The organism is Falsiphaeobacter marinintestinus (assembly GCF_007923355.1).
Taxonomy (GTDB): domain Bacteria; phylum Pseudomonadota; class Alphaproteobacteria; order Rhodobacterales; family Rhodobacteraceae; genus Phaeobacter_A; species Phaeobacter_A marinintestinus.
In genome coordinates, this window is record NZ_VOGO01000015.1 from 37,886 (window position 1) to 60,197 (window position 22,312).

The window sequence follows — 22,312 nt, forward strand, 5'->3', positions numbered from 1 at the left end:
GTTCATCCTCATCAAAACCAGAACTCCTCAAACTCGGTCTGGAAATTGACCCTGAGCCGGGTCTCCACTTGCGACGTTTCGGGGGCGCCGCGATAGATCGTGCTGCGGACCACGATTTCGCCGCGCTCGGTGCCGTCTTCGGCCATCTCGCGCAGCCGTGCCTTGGTGGCTTCCGGCACCGTGGCGGCGTTATAAATAGTCGCGAAGGTGCCGGCGTTACCCAGGTTGGTGGTGGTTTCCGTGAGTGGAAGGGTCTCACCTCCTGCGTGAAGCGACCATTCATGCGAAAAGCCGCTGTTCTCGGGCTCGCCCATCAAAACGATGGTCTCGGATGCTTCATCATTCGCCAGATAGATAGTGTGCCCGACGTCGATAAGGGCGCCGGGATAATGAACCCGAAGACCAAGGTTCCCGCCCCGAAGCGCCTCGGCACGTTGTTCCAGCGTTTCGCCTTCTTCGGCGGTGTCTTCCTCTTCCTCACGTTCCTGTCCGGGCTGGCCGAGATCAGCCAGACGGGCGAGGTAGTGCACGAAACAGGCATAGGAGTCGGCGTTGTCGAACCGGTCGTCCGGCCCGCGCCCGGAGGTGCCGCAGTTTTCCTGCGTGCCGTTCAGACAGGTCATGGCGAAATCCGTCTCGTGGCAGGTGTCGGTGAAATAGCCGTTGTCGTCGACATTCAGATAGAAATGCGCCGCCTCGTGGGTGATCAGCATGCTACGCACGGCGTCGTTCTGTTCGGCGGCAAGGTTGAACCGGTCTTCTTCACGGCTCGGCTCTTCGGTCTCTGCGCTGTCCGCTTGGGCGGCCTCGCCGGTGGGAGTCGCTTGGGACATGAAGCAGAGCCCGATCCCGCGCCCGCCTGGCCCGACCGAGGAATAGCCCCGGGCACGGCGGTGGCACATGCTCGAGGTTTCCTCGCCATGATCGCAGATGTAATGCGCGTTTTCGGTGCCTTGGCGAACGGCCCGAAGCTTTGCGGTCATCTCTGAAATCTGGTCGCCGGATGGCGTGTCCACGCGGAAGGCCAGAAAGAAACTGTGCCGGACCTGCGAGGCCTGGGGCGAGTTTTGCAAGTGCCCGATGGCCGCGTCGATATCAGTCTGGCTCAGCCTGATCGATTGCCGGACAGCAGTGCGTTCGTCCGGCGTGCAGTTTTCGTCGGCGGCACGGTCTTCCAGCCCTTCGGCGGACAGGCCCATCGCATTCAGGAACATGTCGAGCGTCTCCTGATTGTCGCCATCGATATCCGAGCGCAGGTCTTCGACGCTGAGCGCGTTCTGGCCGCGGAAAAGCTCCATCACCTCAAGCGCGTCAAGTGAGGTCAGCAGGCCAAGGATCGCCCTTTCTTCATCGCCCAGCGTCGCGCCGTCCTGCATGTCCAGGATCAGTATCTTGCGCAGATCTACCGTGTCTTCGTGGCCATAAAGCGGGAAGTCCTGATTGATGCGTTTGGCGATTTCCAGAGCCTTGTTGTCACTGTCGTAATCAAGCGCAGGCCCGCCAAGTTCGGTGATTTGGTCCAGATAGGCTTCCAGGTCTTCGTCCGAGAAATACGCACCGATCGAAAAAGCCGCCCCGATATTGCGCCAGAACCCGCCCCAGGTGCCACCCGCTTCAGTCCGCTGGAGAGAGAGGGCGGGTGCGCCCGCCTGCTGGATGGTGTGGGTGATCTCATGCGCCATCAACTGGCGGCCCGCGTGGCTTTCGGGGTGATACTGGCCCGGGGCGAACGCGATATTGCGGCCCAGAGCATAGGCCCGGGCGCCGATGCCGCGCGCCGCCGCCCCGGCCCGGGCGCCTTCGTGCAGGCGGACCGCCGACAGGTCTCGCCCGAAACGCGGTTCGAAATAGCCTCGCTCATCGTGCGACAAGGGCCGCCCACCACCTGCGACTGCGGCGGAGGCGGATGTGATCGCCGCCCATGTGGGGGTGCCCGAGCCGGTTGATTTGGTCTGCAGGGTTTCCTCTTCTTCCTCTTCCACAGGCTGGCGCTGGATCAGTGGTGTCACTGGCAAGGGCCCGGTTAGCGGCGTCGGGCGCGCGGCGGTCACGGTCTCGGCGATCCGGTCGGCCTCTTGTTCATACCGGTCGCCCGGACGCCCAAGCGCCAGTTTGGGCTGGATCGGCAGGCGGTCCTCGCTGGCGCAACTGGGACAGGGGGTATCCTTGCCCGCGCAGGCGCAGGCCCGCTGGATCGTCGCGGTGGCGGGCAGGGCCTCGGGGGCCGGTATGGGGGCCGCGCGGGTCATGCCGGATGAACCCCGTACAAATTGGCGAAATGGGGCGCATTTCGTACGGTTCGCGACCTGACCGATCCAATGAAGCGCCTACAGGGTGACATTGCGTCTGAGCCTCCATTGCCGTTCGGCCACTTGCCGAGATGCGCCTTGATGTTGCTGGATGATCTCGCCGCGAAAACGCAGGTCGAAGCGATAGGTGTGCCCGATAAAGGCGGCAAGACTGATGTTGCGCAGGCCGACCACATCATACCCGCGATACTCGCACCCGTTGGCGCGGTTCGGCAGATAACGGTCATTGGACCCTTGGCCCTGAGTGCGGTGGCCGTAATTCGGCCCGACTCCGGACCCTGCACTCGTGTCTCCGTCCTCGTGGGTGATCGCCCCTCCACAGCGCGGCAAACGTCCACCCGGAATGCGCGAGAACGCTCCGTTCATAGGGGTGGGGGTCTGCACCGCCGGACCCCCCATCGCCACTGGCGGTGGTTGGCGGGAAACGGTGCCGCAGATGTATTGGCGGTATTGGAAATCCTGGCACCGGCACCGCGGTTCAAACCGGGCCTGCACGATGAACCGGGCAAGGATGTCCCGTACTACCGGGTTGGAGGTATATTCCGCCTGGAAATTGTTCACCGTCGCCACGCTGAACCGGGTGAGGCAATCGCCTGGCCCGGTCGGTGCGCTGCTGGCCCCGTTAAGACGGCTGATCAGCGCAAAGGTTCGGGGGCCGACCTGGCCATTCTGCGGCAGGCCGAAATCCCGCTGCAGGATCGCGATGGCCCTCACGATACTTTCGGTCATTGCGCCCTGTGGTGTCGCATCGCCGCCAACCACTTGCTGGATCAGCCTGATGCTGTCGGGATCGTACCGGTTGGTGTTGAACCGGATCGCCCGGCGCACCTGGCCGGCTGACAGTCGCCTCTGCGGGTCTGCCCGATGCGTCGGTTCGATGGAAAGATCACGCTGAACGACGCGATGAACGGTTCCGGCGGTGCTGGCCTGTTGGACAGTATGGGTCAACTCATGTGCAAGCAGGCGGCGGCCAGTGTGCGTGTCGGGCGCATATTGCCCGGCGGCAAAGGCGATATCAGAGCCAAGCGTGTAGGCCCGCGCGCCGATGTTCCGGGCCGCCTCTGCCGCGCGCGGGCCATCATGCAGGCGCACGCGCGAAAAATCGCGCCCGAACCTTGGTTCGAAAAACGCGCGTTCGGCTGGTGTCATTCGCCGTCCGCCGGACGCAACTGCTGCTGCGGCATGGCCCAAAGCCCCGGAGTTGCGCACGCCGCCTGCGGGCTTTGCCTGCAGCGTTTCCTGCTCCTCTTCGTCCTCTTCTGCAGGCTGGCGTTGTAGCAGAGGAGAGACCGGCAAAGGCCCTGTCAGCGGCATCGGCCGCGTTGAAACAACCCTTTCGGCAATACGGTCGGCCTCCTGTTCATAGGAGTCGCCCGGGCGGGACAGCGTCAATTTGGGCTGAATGGCCATGCGGTCCTCGGTGGTGCATGCGGGACAGGCGGCGCGCTGGATCGGGGCGGGATGCGCAGGCGTGACGTCGAAAACCGACTGGAGGGCGGAACGGGTCATGGCCCACCTCCATCGACAAGGAACATATCCACCCGCCGGTTCATCGCGCGCGTGATCGGGTCAGTATCGGTTTCTGTGACGCTGGGACGGGCCTCGCCGAAATGGGGCGGGTTGTCCGCATCGGCCAGCCGGGCCCAGGGCAACCCGACCCGCTGCGCCATGCGATAGAATGCGACCGAGCGCCGTTCGGACAGGGCGTTGTTATGTGCCTCGCTGCCGGGCCCGGATGCATGGCCCACAAACCGAACCCTGCGCGCAGGCTCAAGGTCAAGATGATCGCGCTTCACCTCGCGGAACGCTTCGACATGGCGTGTTTTGGGGCGGGCTTCATCCACGCCAAGCTTGATAAAGCGATAGTGGTTCTGGGGCCTTACAGTCTGAAAATAGCCACCCGAGCTGCGCGAGGCCGAGATTTCCTGCGCGCGCGTCCCGCCGGCGGAAATTCCCGTCTGTGTCCTGAAAGCCGATCGCGCCTCATCGCTGCGCGTTTCCAGACGCCAGACCTCGCCCCGGAAAAAGGCACGTGCGATCCCATCCTCGGACACATGTTGCGCGATCTGCGACTGCACAGTGTTCACGCGCGCGTCATAACTGCTGGATCCGCGCTGGGCCAACTGAGCGGCTGTCATGGCGCGACGTGTCAGCCATTCTGTCAGCCCTTCATTATAGTGGAGTTCGTCCAGAGAGGCGTCCACCCAGGTCTGATAAGCGTCGTGCCGGTACACATGGATGATTTCGTGGATCAGGGTCAGCTGGCGACGCGTCGCGCTGACCCTTGGGTGCACAAAGATCGAGCGGCCCAGCCCGGTGCCCATGGCGAACCCGGCATGGTGCGCCAGACGCGCCGCTATCCGAGGCCGGGTGTCGGCGTCAGTGATCAGGTCGGTGACCATTGCGCGGTAATCACTGTCAGAAAAGTTGATCTGATACTGATTGGCCGATGTCGAAAGCGTGCCGATGAAATTGTTGGTCCAGTCCCGCAAACCCGTATTACTGCCTGTGGCTGCAGTTGAAGTGGTCAGGTGCACGCGGTTCTGCAGATCCGTGTCGGACATCGGCGTGGGAATCTGGGGGAAGTAATCCAGAACCTGACGATGCATGATCAGGGCATCCGCATCCAGGTTCGTATCGTTGGTCGGCCCGCCGCTGGAAGTGGGGCTCGGGCGCGACATCAGGTGTTGGCGGGCTTCGGTATGGATCAGATGCGCAGTGCTGCCGGCGGTGTTGAAATCTCCGGCCACCCAGGCAAGCCGGGGTGCCGTCGCGCCCGAGGATGTCCTGCGTGACGGCCCTTCGACACGGACACCGCGATGCACGTCTTCAAGCCGTCCGGGGCTGACCCGGTCGCGCCCCAGAAACGGGGCATGTCCGCCGCGGACAGCTCCGCGGCCAGCGGCGGCAGATCGGGCCTCTGTTTCGGCAGGGGCCGTGGTGGGAAGGATCGGGACCGTTCCGCGCGGTTCGGCCATGTTCTGTTGAAGAGCGTGGGCGGCTTCGTGCGCCAGGGTTTCGGGCGCGGCACGCGACGCAAGAACCGCATGACGTCCCACGGCAAAGCCGCGTGCGCCAAGCTGGTCGGCGGCATGGTCGGCTTCGGGGCCTTGATGAACCGACAAACGGCCCAGATCACCCCCCAGCCGCGTTTCCAGCGCGCGGCGCGTGTCCTGTGCCGGGCTGCGCCCCGGCGTGGCGAGCGCTGCGCGGACTGCAGAGCCGACCGGGTCGGCGATATCGGGAATGCGCGCCCTCATCGTTTCAGCACCCCATGTGCGGCTGCCGCCACCGCGCGACCGATGGCAGGCTCGGGATGGAGGTCTTGCGGGGCAGGGTGCGCGCTGGCATCGACACGTTCCAGCGCCCCGCCTTCGGGCCGCAAGGGCGTCGTGGCATTCGCCAGCCGTTCTGCCAGAGCCGTTTCGATGGCGTGGGCAAGCGCGCGCTGAGACATCCGCCCGCCTTCGACGGTCAGCGCATCAATCGTCAGGCGGAGACGCTGGCGGGTCATGCGATCGTCCTCCGTTCGGCTGCGGTAAAGGGCTTTTCAAGCTTGGCGTATTCCCGCTCTACGGCGGCGAGCAGATGCTCCATGCTGACCGGCCCGTTTGTCTCGGCTGCAAGGTAACTTGCGTTCAGCGCAACCGATCTGATCGCACCGCCGGACAGGTTCAGCTGTGCCAGCCGCTGTGGATCAAGGCCCGAGGTCGGCGTGGCGGCAGGAAAGATGCGCGCCCAGATTTCGGCCCGGGCCTGCGCATCGGGGAAGGGGAAGGTCACGACAAAGCGCAACCTGCGCAGGAACGCCTGATCCAGCGCGCTTTTCTGGTTGGTCGTCAAGATCGCAAGGCCGCGATAGGCCTCCATCTGCTGGAGCAGATAGCTCACTTCGATATTGGCATAGCGGTCATGGCTGTCCTTGACTTCGGAGCGTTTCCCGAAGAGGGCGTCAGCCTCGTCAAACAGCAGGATCGCGCCGCTTTCCTCGGCGGCGCGGAAGACACGGGCAAGGTTCTTTTCGGTCTCGCCGATATACTTGCTGACCACCTGGCTCAGATCGATGCGGTAGAGATCCAGCGCCAGTTCGCCCGCGATCACTTCGGCGGCCAGCGTCTTGCCGGTGCCCGACGCCCCGGCAAAAAGCGCTGCCGCCCCCAGGCCACGCGGACTTTTTTCGCGCCATCCCCAAACCTCGCCCACCTGCCATGAGTTGCGGACATGCATGGCCAATGTGCGGAGCTGCGCCAGAAGCGGTGCGGGCAGCACAAGGTCATGCCAGGTGGCACGTGACTCGATGCGCTGGGCAAGCCCGTCAAGCCGCCTGCGCCCCTGAACGCGCGCAGCCTGCCAAAGCGCGGGTGACAGCGTGTCAGGCGCTGCATCCGGTGGCACCATGTCGGCCGCCGCCAGCACGCCCGAGCGATCCAGGCCGAACTGGCCTGCCAGCCTCTCGAGCGTCGGGCCAAGCGCTGCGGCCTTGGGGGAGCCCAGCACGTCGTGCCAGATCGCACGCCGCTCGGCGACATCGGGGGTGGGGGTCTCGATCCGCAAGCGCGGTGCCCGCTCGGGCGGCTCGGGATCCTCGCCTGCGATTACGGTGGGGCCGCGCAGCAGGTCGGCCAGCGCCCGTGCCGCCTCGGTGCCGGTCTCGCCGGTTTCGATCAGAATGGCTCCGTCTGAAAACACAAGCTCGCGGTCGAGATAAAGGGCTAGGGCGTGGCGTTCGGCCCAATCGGTTGGGATGTCGCACGCCGCGATCCGGAAAAGGAAAAGGCCCAGGTTCGCCGCCGCTGCGGCCAGCGCCGCCCGGATGGTCGCAGGGTCAGACCCGGCCAGCAAGAGTACCGGAATTCTGCCGGTGTTGTCCCATGCGCGGGTGATTTCGTGCGCGGCTTTTTCAGCTGCGCCGACCGGCGCGGCAGTGGGTCGAGGCATCGGATGAATCAGCCCTTCGAGCCGTGAATCCAGATAGGTCAGCCCCATCAGGAAATGCAGCACGCGCTCGTCCACGCTTAGCCCCGCGCGCAACATCGGCGTGGTGCCCTCGACCGTCAGCAGGCGGTGGCTGCGCAGGGGCGCCGCAGGGCAAAGCGCGGTCCAGGCCGCTGCGCCGAACAGCGCCATTGCGAGAGAGACATCTGCCCGCACCCCGCCCGTTACCTTGGCGACGGCGTCGGCCAGCCCGGCATGAAGGTCGGGACCGGCGGCAAGGCACAGCAGATCACGCTCGACCGGAGTCAGCCGGAAAAGTCCGGACGCAGCTTCCAGCGCCGAACCTTTGGCCGTCTCGCGTGGCAGGGCACCGCAGAGCGCCGAAGGGTCGGCCACGCGGTCGGCAAGCGCTGTGCAATGGCGGGCCAATGCGGTGCGCATTGCTTGGGTTGCGGCCTCGACCGTGTCGGGGATGGGGGTTTCAAGCGTCATGGGATCGTCACCGTTTCAAGAACCGGCGGTTCCGCCATCCGGTCGATCACCGGGCTGTCAATGCCGTCGATGCGCAGCCGGACAGGCACTGCATCGCCCGAAGAAAACCCGGCGAATTCAGCCTCGGCCGAACTGACCGGGCTGGCCGGGGATGGGACCAGTTCCATGTCCTGACCGAGCAGGATCGCAATGCTTTGGCCCGGTTGGATCTGCGGTGCGCAGGTCATCGTGATCGTCGTTCCGCCCGCGCTTGGAGCGGCGACGGCGGTCGCGGCAGGCGCCAGCGCAATCGGTAGCGCATTCGTCGCCATTTCGCGCCCATCGGCGTTCAGCACATGCAGCGCAACGGAATACGCCCCGATCCGCCATGCGCCCGGATCGTTTCCAGTGTTTTCCAGCGGATCACCCGGCGCACGCGGCGGCCCCAAGGGCAACTCGAACACGACCCGGTTGGGCTGGGACGGGGCAAGCGGAGCAAGCCGAAGGACGCGGCCGGTATCGGTCTCGGTGAAATGAACCGTGGCCGTGCCCCTGTCGAGCGCGGTGCCATTCAGCGCGACCCGCCCGCCAAGCCGCATCACCTGCTGGCCATCCAACGGCTCGACCTCTAACAAGGTGGGGACACCTGAGAACAGGTCGGGGAGTACCGTCACACCGGGATCGCGCAGTGTCTCCGAATCACGCAACCCGCCGCGGCTGAGCACCGGCAGGGCGGGCCGTGTGGGGATTTCACGTTCGATCAGCACCAGCGAAACGTCATAGGCGACGGTGGTGCGATAACTGGTCTGAAGCGCGGTCCAGATACGCGACATGTCATCCATCGACAGGGTACGCGGTGTGATCTTGATCAACTCAAGCTGATCGGCAAGGCGAACGGCATCTTCGAACCAGGCGGCCGGTGGGCTGGCGTCGCCGGCCACCGTTGCCGACAATGCATTGCGCACCACGGCGCGGGGGATGATCGCCGTCTCGTGGAACAGCTGCATTGCATAGCCAAGCAGCATCTCGGCATTCAGTTGATCGCCCGAGATCGAGGTCAGAAGGTAGTGCAGGTCAAGTGCCAGCCGTGGGCACCGGGACAAACGGCCACCGGAATCGCGCGTCGGCAGATCGGTGTTTCGCAGCGCCGCGTTTGGCGTGACCCGATGCAGAAAGAGGTTCAGCTGGTTACCTTGCGCTTCGCCGGCTTCGACCACCACCCGGTCCGGGGGCAGGGCGGTGACCGAGAAATCCGCCCCAAGCATCTGGCTCGCGTCGCCTTCGATCAGCGCGTCGTGGATCAGGCTCTTGAGGAGCTGGGTCACGGCCGAGATGGCAAGCACGTTGCTCATGACGCATCCCCTTTGCCACGCAGGTAGTCCCCAAGCGTTGCGGTGGCGCGACGCTGTTGGGGGCGCTCGGGCGCGGTGCGGGGTTTGGCCGGTTGGGCGACCACGTGAAGGCGACCGATATGGACGGTGATGTCGGGTGGGGCATGGGCAGCGGTGTCGGCGCTGGCGCGTCGCCGGGTGGGTCCTGGCATCGCCTGATCAAAATGCACGTCATGGGGGGCGGGTTGCGGGTCTGCCGGGGCCACGGGTTGAAGCCGTTCGGGTGGCGGGCCGAGTGTCGGGGCGATGGTCCGGCGATGCTGTGGCGGCGGATCGGGAAGCTCGGCTGGTGTGGTCGGCGCATGGTTTTCACTGGCGGGTGTCGTGTCAGGTGGTGACATCGCCGATTGCGAGTCCCGGCGGATCGCGGTTTCCGGCAAAAGCGGCGATGGCGGTTCCGTGTGCGGCGCGGGTTCGGGATCAGACGCCAACCGTGGCGACCTGTCAGGCGCGGGGGTCGGGCGGCGGTTTAATGGCCCGGCGTCGGGGGGCGCTGATGTCTGCGGCGTTGGCATTTCGACTTGCTGGACGGATGTATCGGCGGGCGCTGAAGGCGCTGCTGTAACCGCAGGGTTGGCCATGGTTTCTTCGGTGATGGTCTCAAAGCCGCCGGTGACACCGCCTGCGCCCGTCTCGAACCGTGCGGGCAGGCGCGGGCGTAGCCCGGCGGCGGAATGTCCGGTCGCCCGGGCCAGGAGGCGGGTGAGCGCGGTCATGATCCGTCGCGCGCAAGGCGCAGGTAGATCGACCGCCGCGCGGGCGAGAGGGCCAGGACTTCGGGCTCGCTCCAGCCATAGGCACGGGCAAGTTCGGCGACTTCGCCAAGCGTCCGAAATGCGGCAGCTTCGACTTCGGACCAGAAATGCGTGGCGATATCGAACGCTTCGCGCCACTTGTTGCCACAGTCCGGGCAGGACAGCTGGCACAGCGTCTCGGCCGCAGCGGCCTGCGCTTCGATCTCGGCATCCAGCGCTGTGGCTTCAGTCTCGGCAAGGGGGCCGCTGTCGGGGGCCAGCCGAGCGCGGAGAAACCCCGGCAACGCTGCGGACTCAACACGCTGCGCGGCGGCGAGGTCCCGGCTGGTCAACGGGCGTAGTGTGATATCACGCTCTCCGATCCTGACGGCGGATCCCTTGGGCGCGGCCAGCGCACCGGCCAGCGCACCGGCCAGCATCGCGGCGTCCAGCGACAACTCAACTTCGACACCGCACTCCGGGCAGGTGGCCATGCAGTCGAGCCCCGGACCAAAGGTTGCCGTGCGCAGCTCAAGCAGCCGCCGGTCCCTTTCGGTCAGGGGCAGGTCGGCGGCGACCTTGCCCTGGCCACCAGCCCACAAAAGGGTCAGGGCCTGATCGAGCGGCCCACAGCGCAGGCCCGCTTCCCAGGCGGCGACAACGGCCTCTGCGCTTAGTCCACGTTCCATCCATTTGATCCTTTAGGGCGCGTTCAACCGCCCGCGAAGGAGGGCTCTGACGGTTCCACCACTTCGACGTCGCGGACCCAGCCCTCGTTTTCCAGCTTGATTGTCTGGATCGCGACCGCGTTGGCGTTGGCATCCAGTTCAGGCATGGCTTGGAATTCCGAAACCCAACAACGGAACACCTTGTAGGCGATCGCCAGTTGACCAGCTTCGTTGTACATCTCGATGATGATGTCCTTGCGGAAATCCTTGAGCGATACTTCGGCGCCAAGACCCGCCTCGACGTTCCAGACCAGGTTGGCCCAGGCCTCGAAATCGGTATCATGCGTGACCCCGCGTTCCAGCGTGATTGCCTCAAACTTGGAACGGCCAGGTGATTTGCGGCTGGTGGAACTATCGCCGCCGACCCTGTGTTCGACGACCTCGGTCGAGCGTTTCAATGCGCCGACCTTGCTGATGCCCGCAACATAGCGGCCGTCCCATTTCACCCGGAACTTGAAGTTCTTGTACGGGTCAAAGCGCTGCGGATTGACACTGAATTCTACCATTTATCGGCCTCCCTTGGCTCAGTTCTGGCTCTGCCCGGCGAGCTGCTGGATCTGAATGACGACGAATTCGGCCGGTTTGAGCGGCGCGAAGCCCACGACGATATTGACGATCCCGAGGTCGATATCGGCCTGGGTCGTGGTCGAGCTGTCGCAGCGCACCAAATACGCCTCTTGCGGGGTCGCCCCCTGAAAGGCACCCTGCCGGAACAGGTTGTTCATGAAGGATCCGACCGACAGCCTGATCTGAGCCCAGAGCGGCTCGTCATTGGGTTCGAACACGACGAACTGCGTGCCGCGATAGAGGCTTTCCTCGATGAACAGCGCCAGCCGTCGCACGGGGACGTATTTCCATTCGCTGGCAAGCGCATCGGCGCCCACCATCGTTCGCGCCCCCCAGCTGACCGATCCAAAGACCGGGAAAGTGCGCAGGCAGTTAAGCCCGAGCGGGTTCAGCACGCCGTTCTCCGGGTCCGACAGCACATAGTCGAGCGAGGTGACGCCGCGCAGCCGCGCCTCGATCCCGGCGGGCGCCTTCCAGACCCCGCGCGAGGCGTCGGTGCGTGCATAAAGCCCGGCCATCAGCCCGGAATTGGCGAAAGACCGCGGGCGGTTTCCCTGCAGCGGATCAGGCATCGAAACCCGCGGGAAATAGACCACGGCGTTCTTGTGGCGCAGACCTGAATTGGCCGGATCGTTTATCCACGCCCGGGCTTTTTCGAAATCATTGTCCGAGTCGTCAATGTCGATCAGGATCATTGCGCGGCGGTCTTCGGCATAGGTGATCGCATTGGCCAAAACCCCCGCGTCATAGACCTCGGGGAGGTTGATGATGTTGAGGTCGCGCACATCCTCAAGCGCATAAAGCCCGCTCTTCTGCGCGAGCGATCCCTGGATTTCGGTGTCTGAGGGTACGGTGCCATCGTCACCGCCAACCGCGCCCTGCTGGAATGCCACCGTCGGTCCGATGCCCATCTGATACCCTGCGACGTTCTCGGCGGCGCCCGATCCCGCGTCCAGCAGCAGGCTTGTGGCGCCAGCACCCGACAATTGCAGCCGCAGCGAGGCGTCCGGCCCGCCTGCACGCAGCGACAGAGCGCCGTCCACCGTGCCAACCGAGGCAGACGAAATCGCCTCGTGGCTGGCCCCACGCAAGGCCGTTTCGATCAGGCTGCGGGCCCCGGCAAGGCTGGTGGGCGCGTCGACCACGGGCGCGGCGGTGCGGTTGAGGGTGACGGTTTCCGTATCTACCGTGGCCCCGGCGGAATCCACCAGTGTAACAGTCATCTGTTCGGGGTCCGCGAAGACCACCGCTGCGAAATCGTCGATCCGCTCGCCCAGTGTTCCGCTTGCGGCTGGCCGGGTCGGGGACGAGCCGTGAATCTCACGCCCACCAAAGGCCAGACCCAGCTTAAGCAGGGCGGTGGCGCTGCGTATCGATGCCCGACGGAACCGGACCGAACTATCCCGCGAGGTTGATCCTGATGTCGCGACCAGCGAGCCGCTGTCGATGGTGCAGGCAAACCCCGAAAAGGCGGGGTTTGCCGGCTCTAGCGCTGGGACGATCGTGTCGATCGCGTTTCGGATCGCATCCAGATCGGCAAGGCCGCCGCCTTGGGCGAACAGGTCGAATTCATAGAATGGCCCGCCGTCGATCGAAACCGCAAGGCGGCGCGCATCATCATCAAGATCGCCTGCGACCGCGTCGGTCAGCGGCCCTGAACGGGATTCACCCTGGATTGCGCCCAAAACATTTTCATCGCGCACCGTGATCAGGTTTGAGTCCGCCTCTATGATCGTGGGGGCATAAGTTGCGGCATTGGGGGACATCGAAAGGTTCCGATGCGCCTCGGTCCGGGCAGGGACCATCCGGCCGCCACGTTCGACAAACTCGGTCACGGAGAGGTTGAAGCTTTCGTTGGGGTTTGCGGTGTCATAATCCACGGTCAGGACCAGCGCGTTGGCCCATGTCCCTTCGCTCGCGGCAATGGCGGTCAGAGTCAGCGCGCCACCTGTCGTTTGCATTGCGATTTCCGCGGGCGCCGCCCCCGAGGCCACCCGCACGACCCAAGTTGTGGCGCCGCCGTTCAGAAAGAAATGGTTGACCGCATAGCTGAGCGGGCTGTCCAGATGAAGACCGCCGAATTGTCGCTCGAAATCGGCGTAACTGAACAATTGCACCGGATCGTTGACCGGCCCGCGGGCAGTATAGCCCACGAAGGCTGCAATCGAGGTGGAAACGCCCGCGATCGCCCGCGAGCCAGAGGGGACTTCCTGGATATAGACGCCGGGATAGGACAGTGCGACAGCCATTGGATGCTCCTTGCATCAAGGACGCGCAGAAACTCCGATATACTAGATTCTGGTCGCAAAGGGCAAAGGCGCCCACGCGAGTCCACCGTAAAACGGAACTTGCTGAAACAACGATGACCCGTCTCTGCCAAAGACGTCGGGACAGCGCCGATACACACGAAAAAGCATTCCCGTATGCGCCAGCGGCATTGCCAGCAACACTTCTAAACACGTCTCGATTTCTATCTAATTCCAAAACGTTCCGCGAAACCCGGATTCGAGTCAAGGGGAGCACAGGACCGGTTTAGTACAACCATAGCGAGATAAGCGAATAATGGCCGGAAGGGGGGGGCGAAGCGGGTTTTCGTCGCTATAGCTGGCAATTATCCGCTGATCGTTAGGACAGGTCAGGTCAAGATGCCGTTCCCAAGCGCCGCAAATTGGGAAGAGTCGCGTTTGGTCTTGGTGCCGTCGTTTCGACCTGCCTGTTGAACCGTAGCTTCCGAGGGTCGGATGTCCCGGAGGTGTCAGAGGACAGTTGCATAGCCCTGCTGAATGCTGCATTCGACCCTTTCAGGGTGGAAATTCCCTTTCCATCAGGGTCCGTGAGGCAAAATCATGAACATAGTCGTCGTCGGAGCAGGCCTGTCGGGACTAACAGTCGCGGCAACGCTTATCGGGGCGGGGGCCAACGTCCAGATTGTCGAAGCCGATACGCAGATTGGCGGTCGCATTCGGGCTGTGCGGGACCCTGTCAGCAATCGTGTTTTGGCTGATCTAGGTCCGACGTGGGTTTGGCCAAAGTACCAACCTGTGGTTGCGCGGTGGTTAAAGCGGCTTGGCTTGCAGATTTTTGAACAATTCAACGATGGGGATGCTGTCATCACAGGTTACGGGCCTGTACCGCTGCGCCAGTCTTTGCCCGGACAAGATGGTATTGTGCGCATCGTCGGTGGACCTTCGGCCTTGATCGACGCTCTTGTCACCCGAATTGGTCATGCAAACATACGAACGTCGGCCCCGGTCAGCGCGATCATCAAGGATGGAGACCAGAACATTGTCGTTCGTCTTGCCTCGGGCGAGGCCATCCGGGCTGACAAGGTGATCCTTTCGGTTCCAATGCGCGTGGCTGCCACGACCATTCACTTGCCGTGGGCTCCCAAGGCGCTGCTTGATGCCATGCTGGGCACGCCAACATGGATGGCCACCCAGGCCAAGGCCGTCGTGTTGTACGATCACCCCTTTTGGCGCGAACAAGGGCTGTCCGGCAGGATTGCCAGCCGCACGGGGCCGTTGGTGGAAGCGCATGATCACACTGGAATTGAGGGGGCGCCGGGCGCGGTTTTCGGCTTTGTGGGCTGGTCGCCCGAGCAGCGGAGCAATGACCCGCAAGGGCTGAGGCGCGCGATTGTTGATCAGCTTGCGCATTGCTTTGGCACAGCTGCCGCGTCCCCGCTGGATCTGGTGGTTCAGGACTGGGCGGTGAACCCTCGCATCGCAACTGATCTCGACCTCTCGCAGCCGGCAGATCATCCGACCGTCGGTCCGGGTATGTTAAGGCAATCTTATCTCGACGGTCGCCTTCGGTTTGCCGTGTCCGAGGCATCGGATCTGAGCCCCGGCCTTATCGAAGGTGCACTTTCAATCGGCGAGCGGGCTGCTTCGGACATGCTTTGATCGGCCACATCTGCGAAACCCGGTTTTGTTGGCAGACGGTGGTTGCATCGCCAAGAGGACGTAAAAATCTCCTGCGTTCATCTCATGTTTTCATATGAGGATGTCAGTACCGAAACCTGCAGAAAAGCGAATCGATTGGTCTGTTCAGGTGTTTGCCGATCAAACCGAAAGTCGGGGAAATCCAGCTGCCGAGACGGAAAATCTTCCTGATTTACGCGCCGAATGCCTGGACTTAGGCAAGGCAGGCCCAAGAAGCTTGATTGGTATACCAAGTGACGGCACCATAGTGGACTTGGCGTTCCGTTAGCGGAATGTCGGTCAAGAGAACAAGTGGCTTTCCGGCCGATGCGGATACCGGACACAAAGCGGACGGGTCTCCATTTTGCAGAAAGGCTGTTTTGGTCCTCTTGAGAATTAGCTTGGGAGGAAAGCTGGAATGACAAAGCTAAACATTAATGGAACCGACATTGATGTCGCGGCAGATGGCGACATGCCGCTTCTTTGGGCGGTACGCGACATCGCCGGTATGACCGGAACGAAATATGGCTGTGGGGTCGGACTGTGTGGTGCGTGTACTGTCCACGTTGACGGAGTCGCCAAACGGTCGTGCCAGATGACTGTGAAAGAAGCCATGGGAACGTCGGTGACGACGATCGAAGGGCTGGATCAGAATGGTGAGCATCGTGTTCAGCAGGCGTGGCGTGATTTGAACGTTCCGCAATGTGGTTTCTGTCAATCAGGGCAGATCATGCAGGCCGCTTCACTGCTTGCCGAAAACCCCAAGCCAACGGATGACGAAATTCTGGAAGCCATGTCAGGCAATGTGTGCCGGTGTGGGTGCTATCAGCGTATCGTTGCCGCCGTTCGGCTGGCCAGCACAGGGAGCTGAAGACATGTTGAAGTATCTGGATCAAATTCACACTCCAATTGCAAAGACGCTGTCTGTTCAGAAGGTCAGCCGCCGCGCGTTTCTGGGAACCAGTGCGGCCTTTGCCGTGGCCGTTTTTGCGGCGCCGCGTGCCGATGCCTTCCCGACATGGGAAACCGGTGGGACGGCCATGCCAAATGGTCTTGTTGATGACCCGATGGTTTTTGTTTCGATCGATGAGGACGGAACTGTAAACCTTGTGGCCCACCGCTCGGAAATGGGAACCGGATCACGGACCACGTTGCCGATGATCATGGCCGACGAAATGGAAGCCGACTGGGCGCGCGTCAACATCATTCAGGCGGAAGGGGACGAACCAAAGTACGGCAATCAGAACACCGACGGGTCGCGCAGCCTGCGCCACCATATTCAGGCCGCTCGCAAGATTGGCGGATCAGTTCGCACAATGCTGGCGCAAGCTGCCGCAGCTGAATGGGGCGTTCCGGTGGATCAGGTTGTCGTGTCGAACCACATGGTGAGCCATGGCAGCAAATCATTGGGGTTTGGCGATCTTGCGGCCAAAGCCATGGCACTGCCGGTCCCGGCCCATGAAGACATCGCCTATAAACCCGAAGACGCATTTCGCTATATCGGAAAGGGCGAAGTTCAGATCACCGATCTGCGCGATATTACCACTGGTGAAGCCGTGTATGGTGCGGACGTCACGCTGCCCGGCATGAAGGTTGCAACCGTTGCGCGCCCGCCCGTCGTTGGTGGCAAAGCTATCAGTTTTGACGCAGATGCAGCGATGGCTGTCCCGGGAGTGGTCGCGGTTCATGAACTGCCCTATTCCATTCCACCGGCCGGGTTTGCGCCGTTGGGCGGTATCGCGGTTGTCGCCGACAACACGTATGCCGCGATACAGGGGCGCGACGCGTTGAAGGTGACATGGGAGGGTGGTCCGCACGCGGGGTACAATACCGAAACGTTCATGGCCGACATGGTTGCCGAAACTGAAAAGCCGGGCGTGGTTCTTCGGGAACAGGGTGACCCTGACGCTGCCTTTGCCAAGGCCGCAAAGGTGTTCACGCGCACTTATACTCAGGATCACATGGCGCATATTCCGATGGAACCGCCTGCGGCGCTGGCTAATTTCACGGGCAATGCGATGGAAATCTGGGCTCCGGTGCAAAGCCCGTATCAGGCGCGTCAGGACGCGGCAAAAGCTGTCGGGCTGGACGAAGCGAATGTACGTGTCAATGTCACCCTTTTGGGTGGTGGGTTTGGGCGGAAGTCCAAAGCCGACTATGTGACCGAAGCCGCGTTGCTGTCACAAGCGGTCAAGGCTCCGGTCCGGGTGCAGTGGACGCGGGAGGATGATATTCATCACTCGTTCTATCACACGGCATCCGCTGAACGCATCGAAGCGGCTTTGGACGATGCAGGCAAGGTGATCGGGTGGCGTCACAACTCGGTCGCGCCATCAATCCTGTCAACATTTGCACCTGACGGCGGCAATCAGTTCTTCATCGAGACTGGTATGGGACATGTCGATTTGCCTTTCGATATTCCCAATGTGCGCATGGACAATGGTAAAGCCCTGGCACACACTCGGATTGGGTGGTTCAGGGCGGTTTCCAATGTACCGCGCGCCTGGGCGATCGGATCGTTTGTCGGGGAACTGGCCCATGATCAGGGCAAGGATCAGCGGACAATGTGGCTGGATCTGATTGGTACACCACGCACCGTTGACCCCGTCGCCGAGGGGTATCCTGAAAACTTCTGGGACTATGGAGAACCCTATGCCGAATTCCCAATTCGAACCGGCAAGCTGATCAATGTCTTGAACATGGCGGCTGATGGCATCGGGTATGGTAAATCACTGCCCGATTGGGAAGGCATCGGTCTGGCTGTGCACCGCAGTTTTGTCAGCTATGTCGCTGTCGCGGCACGCGTCAAAATCATCAATGGCAAAGTCACGGTGCCAGAAATGCATATGGCGATTGACTGTGGTTACGCGGCGAACCCTGAGAGGATCGAAAGCCAGTTACAGGGCGCTGCCGTGATGGGCATGACCGTCGCTCAGCATTCGGGCATTACGTTCAAAGACGGGGCTGTCGAACAGTCGAACTTTTATGACTATGACGTTGCACGATCAACGAATTATCCAAACAACGTTCATGTTCATATCGTTCCTTATGGCTTTGACGAACATCCGACAGGTGTGGGTGAACCCGGCTTGCCACCAGTGTCCCCGGCGATTGCAAATGCAATTTTCGAGGCGCAAGGCAAACGACTGCGCCACATCCCAATGGGCGAAACGATCTGACGCTGCCCTTTTACTTACTTGTGTCGAGCGGCCCCACTTTGGGGCCGTTCGTTTTCCGATGATCCAAGTGGTGTTCCCCCAACGGTGTGCCATTTTGCTTTTGGCCAAACCCATCATCCTGACTGAAGTTGACGGTCTCTGACAGACACGGGGCGCTTCAATGGGTCGTAAAACGGATATCTAGGAACTGATCATGATGGCGCGCGCCAGAATTCGACAGCTCTGTTGAACTCAGTCTCATGGAACACCGCGGCTTCTGGTCCCAAAGGGTCTCCTTGGAAGCGTCCAACGCGTTTGGCGCTCTCGAAAAAGCCGGGCGCGGGCAATCCACCTCTTGTCTTGCTGATCACCAGCGCTGCGATCAATGGGCGAGCGGCACTGGCATCTTCTTCTATCAGGCATTCGAGGGCTATTGTGAGCTGCTGGATCGTATTTGGTGGCGAAAGTTCAAGGGCCTTCGCGAGTGCCTGATAGGTTACGGGTTGCGCGGTCACTGCAACGTCGCAAAGAAGCTCCCGTATGCGGTCTCGTAACATTCTGGGGTCCTTTCGCGAGGTTCCTTGAGGACTGCACTAGCCTTTGATGGCCCGGATTTCCAACCCTAAAACCCGTCCCACAGGCTCCAACGTCAGACACAATGCGCTGGGCGACTTGCTGAGGCAGTGGATCGACTGGGTTGACCAACGCGAACCACCTAAGTGGATCACGCTGTATTTGGATAGCTCGGTCAGCCTGATCCACGAGGCACAAGACGACGCGGCCTAAAAGGGCTAATCCGGTTTCATGGGTTATCTGCAGATGTCAGAACACAAAGTCGCGAAACGACAGGTCGGAAATATCGACCTCTAGCAATGTGATGACCATGCCATTGCCGTCATCGATCACCACATTGTCGCCAGAGACCGACAAGTGATTGCGGTACAGATCTCTGAAGTTGACGATCTCTGTAACCTCGGAAAGATCAATATCCTCGCGGTTATTGTTTGCGTCAAAGTCGAGGATCTGATGGTCGCCGATACCGTCCTGGAAAAAGAACACATCCCACCCGCGACCGCCCGTAAGCTGGTCCTGACCTTCGTTCCCCATCAGGAAATCCGCGCCATTGCCGCCGTCTAGAACATCATTTCCGAGGCCCCCATCAAGATAGTCGACGCCGTCGCCTCCGAACAGGTTGTCATCTCCGGCGCCGCCAATGATCATATCGCTGCCCGCCCCCCCGTCGACAATGTCATCGCCGCGCGCTTGTTCCGGCGTATCCCCCGGCGTGTCGAAGAAAACGTCTGACACGGTGATCTCGGATGCGTCGGTGCCGTCCTGGGTAAAGATGATCTTTACATGATCTACCGGCCCTGCAATTTGTACCAGCAGTGAATGCGCAGCATCCGTGCTGTCGCTGACCCCGCCGTTGCCGACGGCTGTGTCGTCGCCTTCGATCCAGTCATTGTCTATCAATCCGACGTTGCCACCTGCTGTCAGAGTCACGTCGATCTGATTGCCGTCCGCGTCCCACGCCCAGATCGTGACATTGTCGAGATGATCGATATCGTTCACGCGGAATTCGACATTGTCGACGTTCTCAGAGAAATCGATGCGATAAAGCACATCCGTTCCTGGGCCGGTAGCTGCCGACTCCAAACTGCTGTTGGGGTTCGCGACGAGGGTTCCGGTGTCCAGCCCGTCGATGTGGTTTTCGGTACTACTGAATTCGGTTGTGGCGTCATCCTGCTGCAGGACCGTGAAATCCACCGTGACAAGCCCGGTGTCCTGAGAGAACCCCCAAGTCAGGTCGTCACCCTCATCGATTTCACTGCCATCATCCGGATCAGGCGCCTGACTCCATCTGAAAACGCTGCGTGCGGGGCCTTCGGTCGGTTCACCTTCGGCTCCATCGGCATAGATAATGTCATTTCCGCCGCCGCCATTGATCGTGTCGGATCCGTCGCCCCCGTTGATCATGTCAGCGCCGTTGCCGCCATCAATGGTGTCGACACCTGTACCGCCCAACAGGATTTCGTCTCCGGCGCCCCCTTTCAGAACATCATCGCCGATGCCACCGGACAAAACGGAATCTCCCAGACCACCCTGCAGGTAGTCATTGCCGGCATCACCGGTCATGACATCCGCGCCGCCGCCGCTGAAGATGCTGTCATCTCCGTCACCGCCCGACAGGGTGTCGGTGTTGTATCCGCCGTGAATATTGTCGTTGCCGTTTTCGCCGTAGATCGTAGTGCGGATGCTGGTGGAATGGATGATATCATCCCCGTCACCGCCGTAGGCCACCTGGTCATGGCCATCTAGTTTGATGTAGTTGTTCAGACCGTTGCCCCATATGGTGAGCGGCCCTGCGACATAGTCTTTGACATGCACGTCTTCGATATTGTCCGACATGGCATAACTGACACTTGTGAACACGGTATCGGTGCCTTCGCCAGCGTTTTCGGTGATCACGACGTCAGAGTTGTTGACAAAATAGAGGTCATTTCCAAGCCCACCGGATGCGGAGTCCCCGGCTTCGGACAGAACGAACGAGTCATGTCCGGAACTGCCATCGGCGTGCCCTTCGACATGGACAAGCGGTACAGTGTCAAACAGTATCATCCGCTGTTCCGCGACCGTCGCAGCATATGCCGGATCCAGCGCAAGGTTCACCGTTTGACCCGGATCCACAATCATGTCGTACAACTCTTCCGAGCCGTCTTCGTACAGGATATAGGCAAAGTCATCGCTGCGTAGCAAAGCCGATCCGTACATCCAGGTGATCGACAACCCGTCACCTTCGGCCGGACCGCTCCCGGTGACCAGGGACAACAAAGAGTCGCCATCCAGATTGTCGGGCGGAGTCAGACCTGCCATTTCAGCGATTGTCGGGTAAACATCGACGAGGTTCACGATATCGTCGACCTGGGTTCCACCATTCACATTGCCAGCGGCCTTTATGATCAGCGGGACTTTGGCAGCTTCTTCCCACAAGGTGAATTTGCCCCAGGTATTGTCATGGTCGCCCAGATGGAACCCATGATCGCTGAACAACACAATGTTGGTGTCGTCGAACAAGCCGTCTTCTTCCAACGCGTCCAGAAGTCGGCCAAGTTGTGCATCGACATAGGAAACACTGGCCAGATAGCCCTGCATGAACTCTTTGGCGGTTTCGATGGTCTCGGGTACGGTGCCGCGCTCTGGCAACTGGTCCAGAATGAAGGCCGGCACACCGCTCAGGTCGTCGCCATCCAGACCGGGGACAACGATATCTTCGATTGGATACAGATCGAAATATTTTTGAGGCACGACCCAACTGAGATGAGGCTTAAACAAACCGACATTCAGCAGGAAATCGTCTCCTCCGTTTTCCTCCAGAAACTCAATCGCATAGTCGATCGTGATGGTGTCGGCCATGTCGGATTCGTCCAACGTATCCGGCAAAGGCTGCGCCAGAGACGTCGCCGGATGGCCGTTTTTGTATCCTTCGAAACGCTGGTAGTCCGAAAACATCACCTGCACCAAGGACGGGGCGATCTGGTTGTCGTGAAGCAATTTTCCAAAACCGCCGACTTCATAGCCTTCGGCCAAAAAGACGGCAGGCCATGTCTGTTCGGGCGTGACATGGTCGGCCCAGTGCTGAAGGTTTGAATGGACACCCGTGTTGTGCGGCATGAGTCCGCTGAGTGTGGCCGTGCGGGCCGCGTTGCAGATGGCTTCCGGAGTATAGGCGTTGGAAAAATTAACCCCGGCATCAAGAAGCCGATCTATGTTGGGGGTTAGCACTTGGGAGGAATAGGCACTGGAAGGGCCAGCCCACTGGGCCAGATCGTCGACGCTGATCACAATAATTTTTGACATATCAATCCTGTAAAAATGAACTTGTTTAAAGACGTTAACCTAATGTTAACACATAAATGGGTGGATCCGCGGACCGCTCACTGAAATGTGCTCAGGACCAGCGTTTTGCTGCTCAAACGTTCTTGTTGTCGACACAACGCTGCAACACTGCCAAAACTGTCGCGGCTCATGCAACCAACCCCGACCGAACCTGTTGAACCCGGAGTAATATGGGGCAGATTCGCAAAGCGATGCCGCC

General features: G+C 61.3%; 16 protein-coding genes. 4 read left to right on the forward strand and 12 right to left on the reverse strand.

Going from position 1 to position 22,312, the window contains the following annotated elements:
- Positions 1-11: 11 nt before the first annotated feature.
- The 10 genes from FOY56_RS21200 to FOY56_RS23805 form a co-directional block, all read right to left on the reverse strand.
- Positions 12-2,249 (reverse strand): eCIS core domain-containing protein, encoded by a 2,238-nt coding sequence (locus tag FOY56_RS21200; RefSeq protein ID WP_146348158.1) that lies wholly within the window; start codon positions 2,247-2,249, stop codon positions 12-14.
- A gap of 78 nt (positions 2,250-2,327) precedes the next feature.
- A complete protein-coding gene (locus tag FOY56_RS21205) occupies positions 2,328-3,818 on the reverse strand; it encodes an eCIS core domain-containing protein (protein ID WP_146348159.1) in 1,491 nt (496 codons plus the stop codon).
- A complete protein-coding gene (locus FOY56_RS21210) occupies positions 3,815-5,569 on the reverse strand; it encodes an eCIS core domain-containing protein (RefSeq protein WP_146348160.1) in 1,755 nt (584 codons plus the stop codon). The genes FOY56_RS21205 and FOY56_RS21210 overlap by 4 nt, the downstream gene beginning before the upstream one ends.
- Complete coding sequence (locus FOY56_RS21215; RefSeq protein ID WP_146348161.1) at positions 5,566-5,823, reverse strand: hypothetical protein; 258 nt, start codon at positions 5,821-5,823, stop codon at positions 5,566-5,568. Before FOY56_RS21215 ends, FOY56_RS21210 begins: the two co-directional genes overlap by 4 nt.
- Positions 5,820-7,736, reverse strand: a complete 1,917-nt coding sequence (locus FOY56_RS21220) for an ATP-binding protein (RefSeq protein WP_146348162.1) — start codon at positions 7,734-7,736, stop codon at positions 5,820-5,822. The genes FOY56_RS21215 and FOY56_RS21220 overlap by 4 nt, the downstream gene beginning before the upstream one ends.
- Positions 7,733-9,067, reverse strand: a complete 1,335-nt coding sequence (locus tag FOY56_RS21225; RefSeq protein WP_146348163.1) for a Pvc16 family protein — start codon at positions 9,065-9,067, stop codon at positions 7,733-7,735. Before FOY56_RS21225 ends, FOY56_RS21220 begins: the two co-directional genes overlap by 4 nt.
- Positions 9,064-9,822: a hypothetical protein gene (locus tag FOY56_RS21230; protein ID WP_146348164.1), complete on the reverse strand. Its 759-nt coding sequence runs from the start codon at positions 9,820-9,822 to the stop codon at positions 9,064-9,066. Before FOY56_RS21230 ends, FOY56_RS21225 begins: the two co-directional genes overlap by 4 nt.
- Positions 9,819-10,529, reverse strand: a complete 711-nt coding sequence (locus FOY56_RS21235) for a hypothetical protein (RefSeq protein WP_146348165.1) — start codon at positions 10,527-10,529, stop codon at positions 9,819-9,821. Before FOY56_RS21235 ends, FOY56_RS21230 begins: the two co-directional genes overlap by 4 nt.
- A gap of 23 nt (positions 10,530-10,552) precedes the next feature.
- Positions 10,553-11,074: a phage tail protein gene (locus FOY56_RS21240; RefSeq protein ID WP_146348166.1), complete on the reverse strand. Its 522-nt coding sequence runs from the start codon at positions 11,072-11,074 to the stop codon at positions 10,553-10,555.
- Between the two features lie 18 nt (positions 11,075-11,092).
- On the reverse strand, positions 11,093-13,384 hold the full coding sequence (locus tag FOY56_RS23805; protein WP_146348167.1) for a phage tail sheath C-terminal domain-containing protein: 2,292 nt from the start codon (positions 13,382-13,384) through the stop codon (positions 11,093-11,095).
- A 597-nt stretch (positions 13,385-13,981) separates the two neighbouring features.
- Between FOY56_RS23805 and FOY56_RS21250 the strand changes: the two genes are divergently transcribed.
- The 3 genes from FOY56_RS21250 (at position 13,982) to FOY56_RS21260 (ending at position 18,237) form a co-directional block, all read left to right on the forward strand.
- Positions 13,982-15,040, forward strand: a complete 1,059-nt coding sequence (locus FOY56_RS21250) for a flavin monoamine oxidase family protein (RefSeq protein WP_146348168.1) — start codon at positions 13,982-13,984, stop codon at positions 15,038-15,040.
- Between the two features lie 436 nt (positions 15,041-15,476).
- Positions 15,477-15,929 (forward strand): (2Fe-2S)-binding protein, encoded by a 453-nt coding sequence (locus FOY56_RS21255; protein WP_146348169.1) that lies wholly within the window; start codon positions 15,477-15,479, stop codon positions 15,927-15,929.
- Positions 15,930-15,933: 4 nt separating this feature from the next.
- Positions 15,934-18,237 carry a xanthine dehydrogenase family protein molybdopterin-binding subunit gene (locus FOY56_RS21260; RefSeq protein WP_146348170.1) on the forward strand — a complete coding sequence of 768 codons (2,304 nt, stop codon included), beginning with the start codon at positions 15,934-15,936 and terminating at the stop codon, positions 18,235-18,237.
- Positions 18,238-18,428: 191 nt separating this feature from the next.
- Here FOY56_RS21260 and FOY56_RS21265 read toward each other — a convergent pair whose 3' ends face one another.
- Positions 18,429-18,773, reverse strand: a complete 345-nt coding sequence (locus tag FOY56_RS21265) for a hypothetical protein (protein WP_146348171.1) — start codon at positions 18,771-18,773, stop codon at positions 18,429-18,431.
- Between the two features lie 46 nt (positions 18,774-18,819).
- Between FOY56_RS21265 and FOY56_RS21270 the strand changes: the two genes are divergently transcribed.
- On the forward strand, positions 18,820-19,002 hold the full coding sequence (locus FOY56_RS21270) for a hypothetical protein (protein ID WP_146348172.1): 183 nt from the start codon (positions 18,820-18,822) through the stop codon (positions 19,000-19,002).
- Between the two features lie 36 nt (positions 19,003-19,038).
- On the opposite strand, the gene FOY56_RS21275 is transcribed toward FOY56_RS21270, so the two are convergent.
- Positions 19,039-22,074: a sulfatase-like hydrolase/transferase gene (locus FOY56_RS21275; protein WP_146348173.1), complete on the reverse strand. Its 3,036-nt coding sequence runs from the start codon at positions 22,072-22,074 to the stop codon at positions 19,039-19,041.
- Between the last annotated feature and the right edge of the window lie 238 nt (positions 22,075-22,312).

Coding starts and splice junctions, on each gene's coding strand:
- FOY56_RS21200 (WP_146348158.1), bottom strand. CDS start 2,249: ATGACCCGCGCGGCCCCCATACCGGCCCCCGAGGCCCTGCCCGCCACC.
- FOY56_RS21205 (WP_146348159.1), bottom strand. CDS start 3,818: ATGACCCGTTCCGCCCTCCAGTCGGTTTTCGACGTCACGCCTGCGCAT.
- FOY56_RS21210 (WP_146348160.1), bottom strand. CDS start 5,569: ATGAGGGCGCGCATTCCCGATATCGCCGACCCGGTCGGCTCTGCAGTC.
- FOY56_RS21215 (WP_146348161.1), bottom strand. CDS start 5,823: ATGACCCGCCAGCGTCTCCGCCTGACGATTGATGCGCTGACCGTCGAA.
- FOY56_RS21220 (WP_146348162.1), bottom strand. CDS start 7,736: ATGACGCTTGAAACCCCCATCCCCGACACGGTCGAGGCCGCAACCCAA.
- FOY56_RS21225 (WP_146348163.1), bottom strand. CDS start 9,067: ATGAGCAACGTGCTTGCCATCTCGGCCGTGACCCAGCTCCTCAAGAGC.
- FOY56_RS21230 (WP_146348164.1), bottom strand. CDS start 9,822: ATGACCGCGCTCACCCGCCTCCTGGCCCGGGCGACCGGACATTCCGCC.
- FOY56_RS21235 (WP_146348165.1), bottom strand. CDS start 10,529: ATGGAACGTGGACTAAGCGCAGAGGCCGTTGTCGCCGCCTGGGAAGCG.
- FOY56_RS21240 (WP_146348166.1), bottom strand. CDS start 11,074: ATGGTAGAATTCAGTGTCAATCCGCAGCGCTTTGACCCGTACAAGAAC.
- FOY56_RS23805 (WP_146348167.1), bottom strand. CDS start 13,384: ATGGCTGTCGCACTGTCCTATCCCGGCGTCTATATCCAGGAAGTCCCC.
- FOY56_RS21250 (WP_146348168.1), top strand. CDS start 13,982: ATGAACATAGTCGTCGTCGGAGCAGGCCTGTCGGGACTAACAGTCGCG.
- FOY56_RS21255 (WP_146348169.1), top strand. CDS start 15,477: ATGACAAAGCTAAACATTAATGGAACCGACATTGATGTCGCGGCAGAT.
- FOY56_RS21260 (WP_146348170.1), top strand. CDS start 15,934: ATGTTGAAGTATCTGGATCAAATTCACACTCCAATTGCAAAGACGCTG.
- FOY56_RS21265 (WP_146348171.1), bottom strand. CDS start 18,773: ATGTTACGAGACCGCATACGGGAGCTTCTTTGCGACGTTGCAGTGACC.
- FOY56_RS21270 (WP_146348172.1), top strand. CDS start 18,820: ATGGCCCGGATTTCCAACCCTAAAACCCGTCCCACAGGCTCCAACGTC.
- FOY56_RS21275 (WP_146348173.1), bottom strand. CDS start 22,074: ATGTCAAAAATTATTGTGATCAGCGTCGACGATCTGGCCCAGTGGGCT.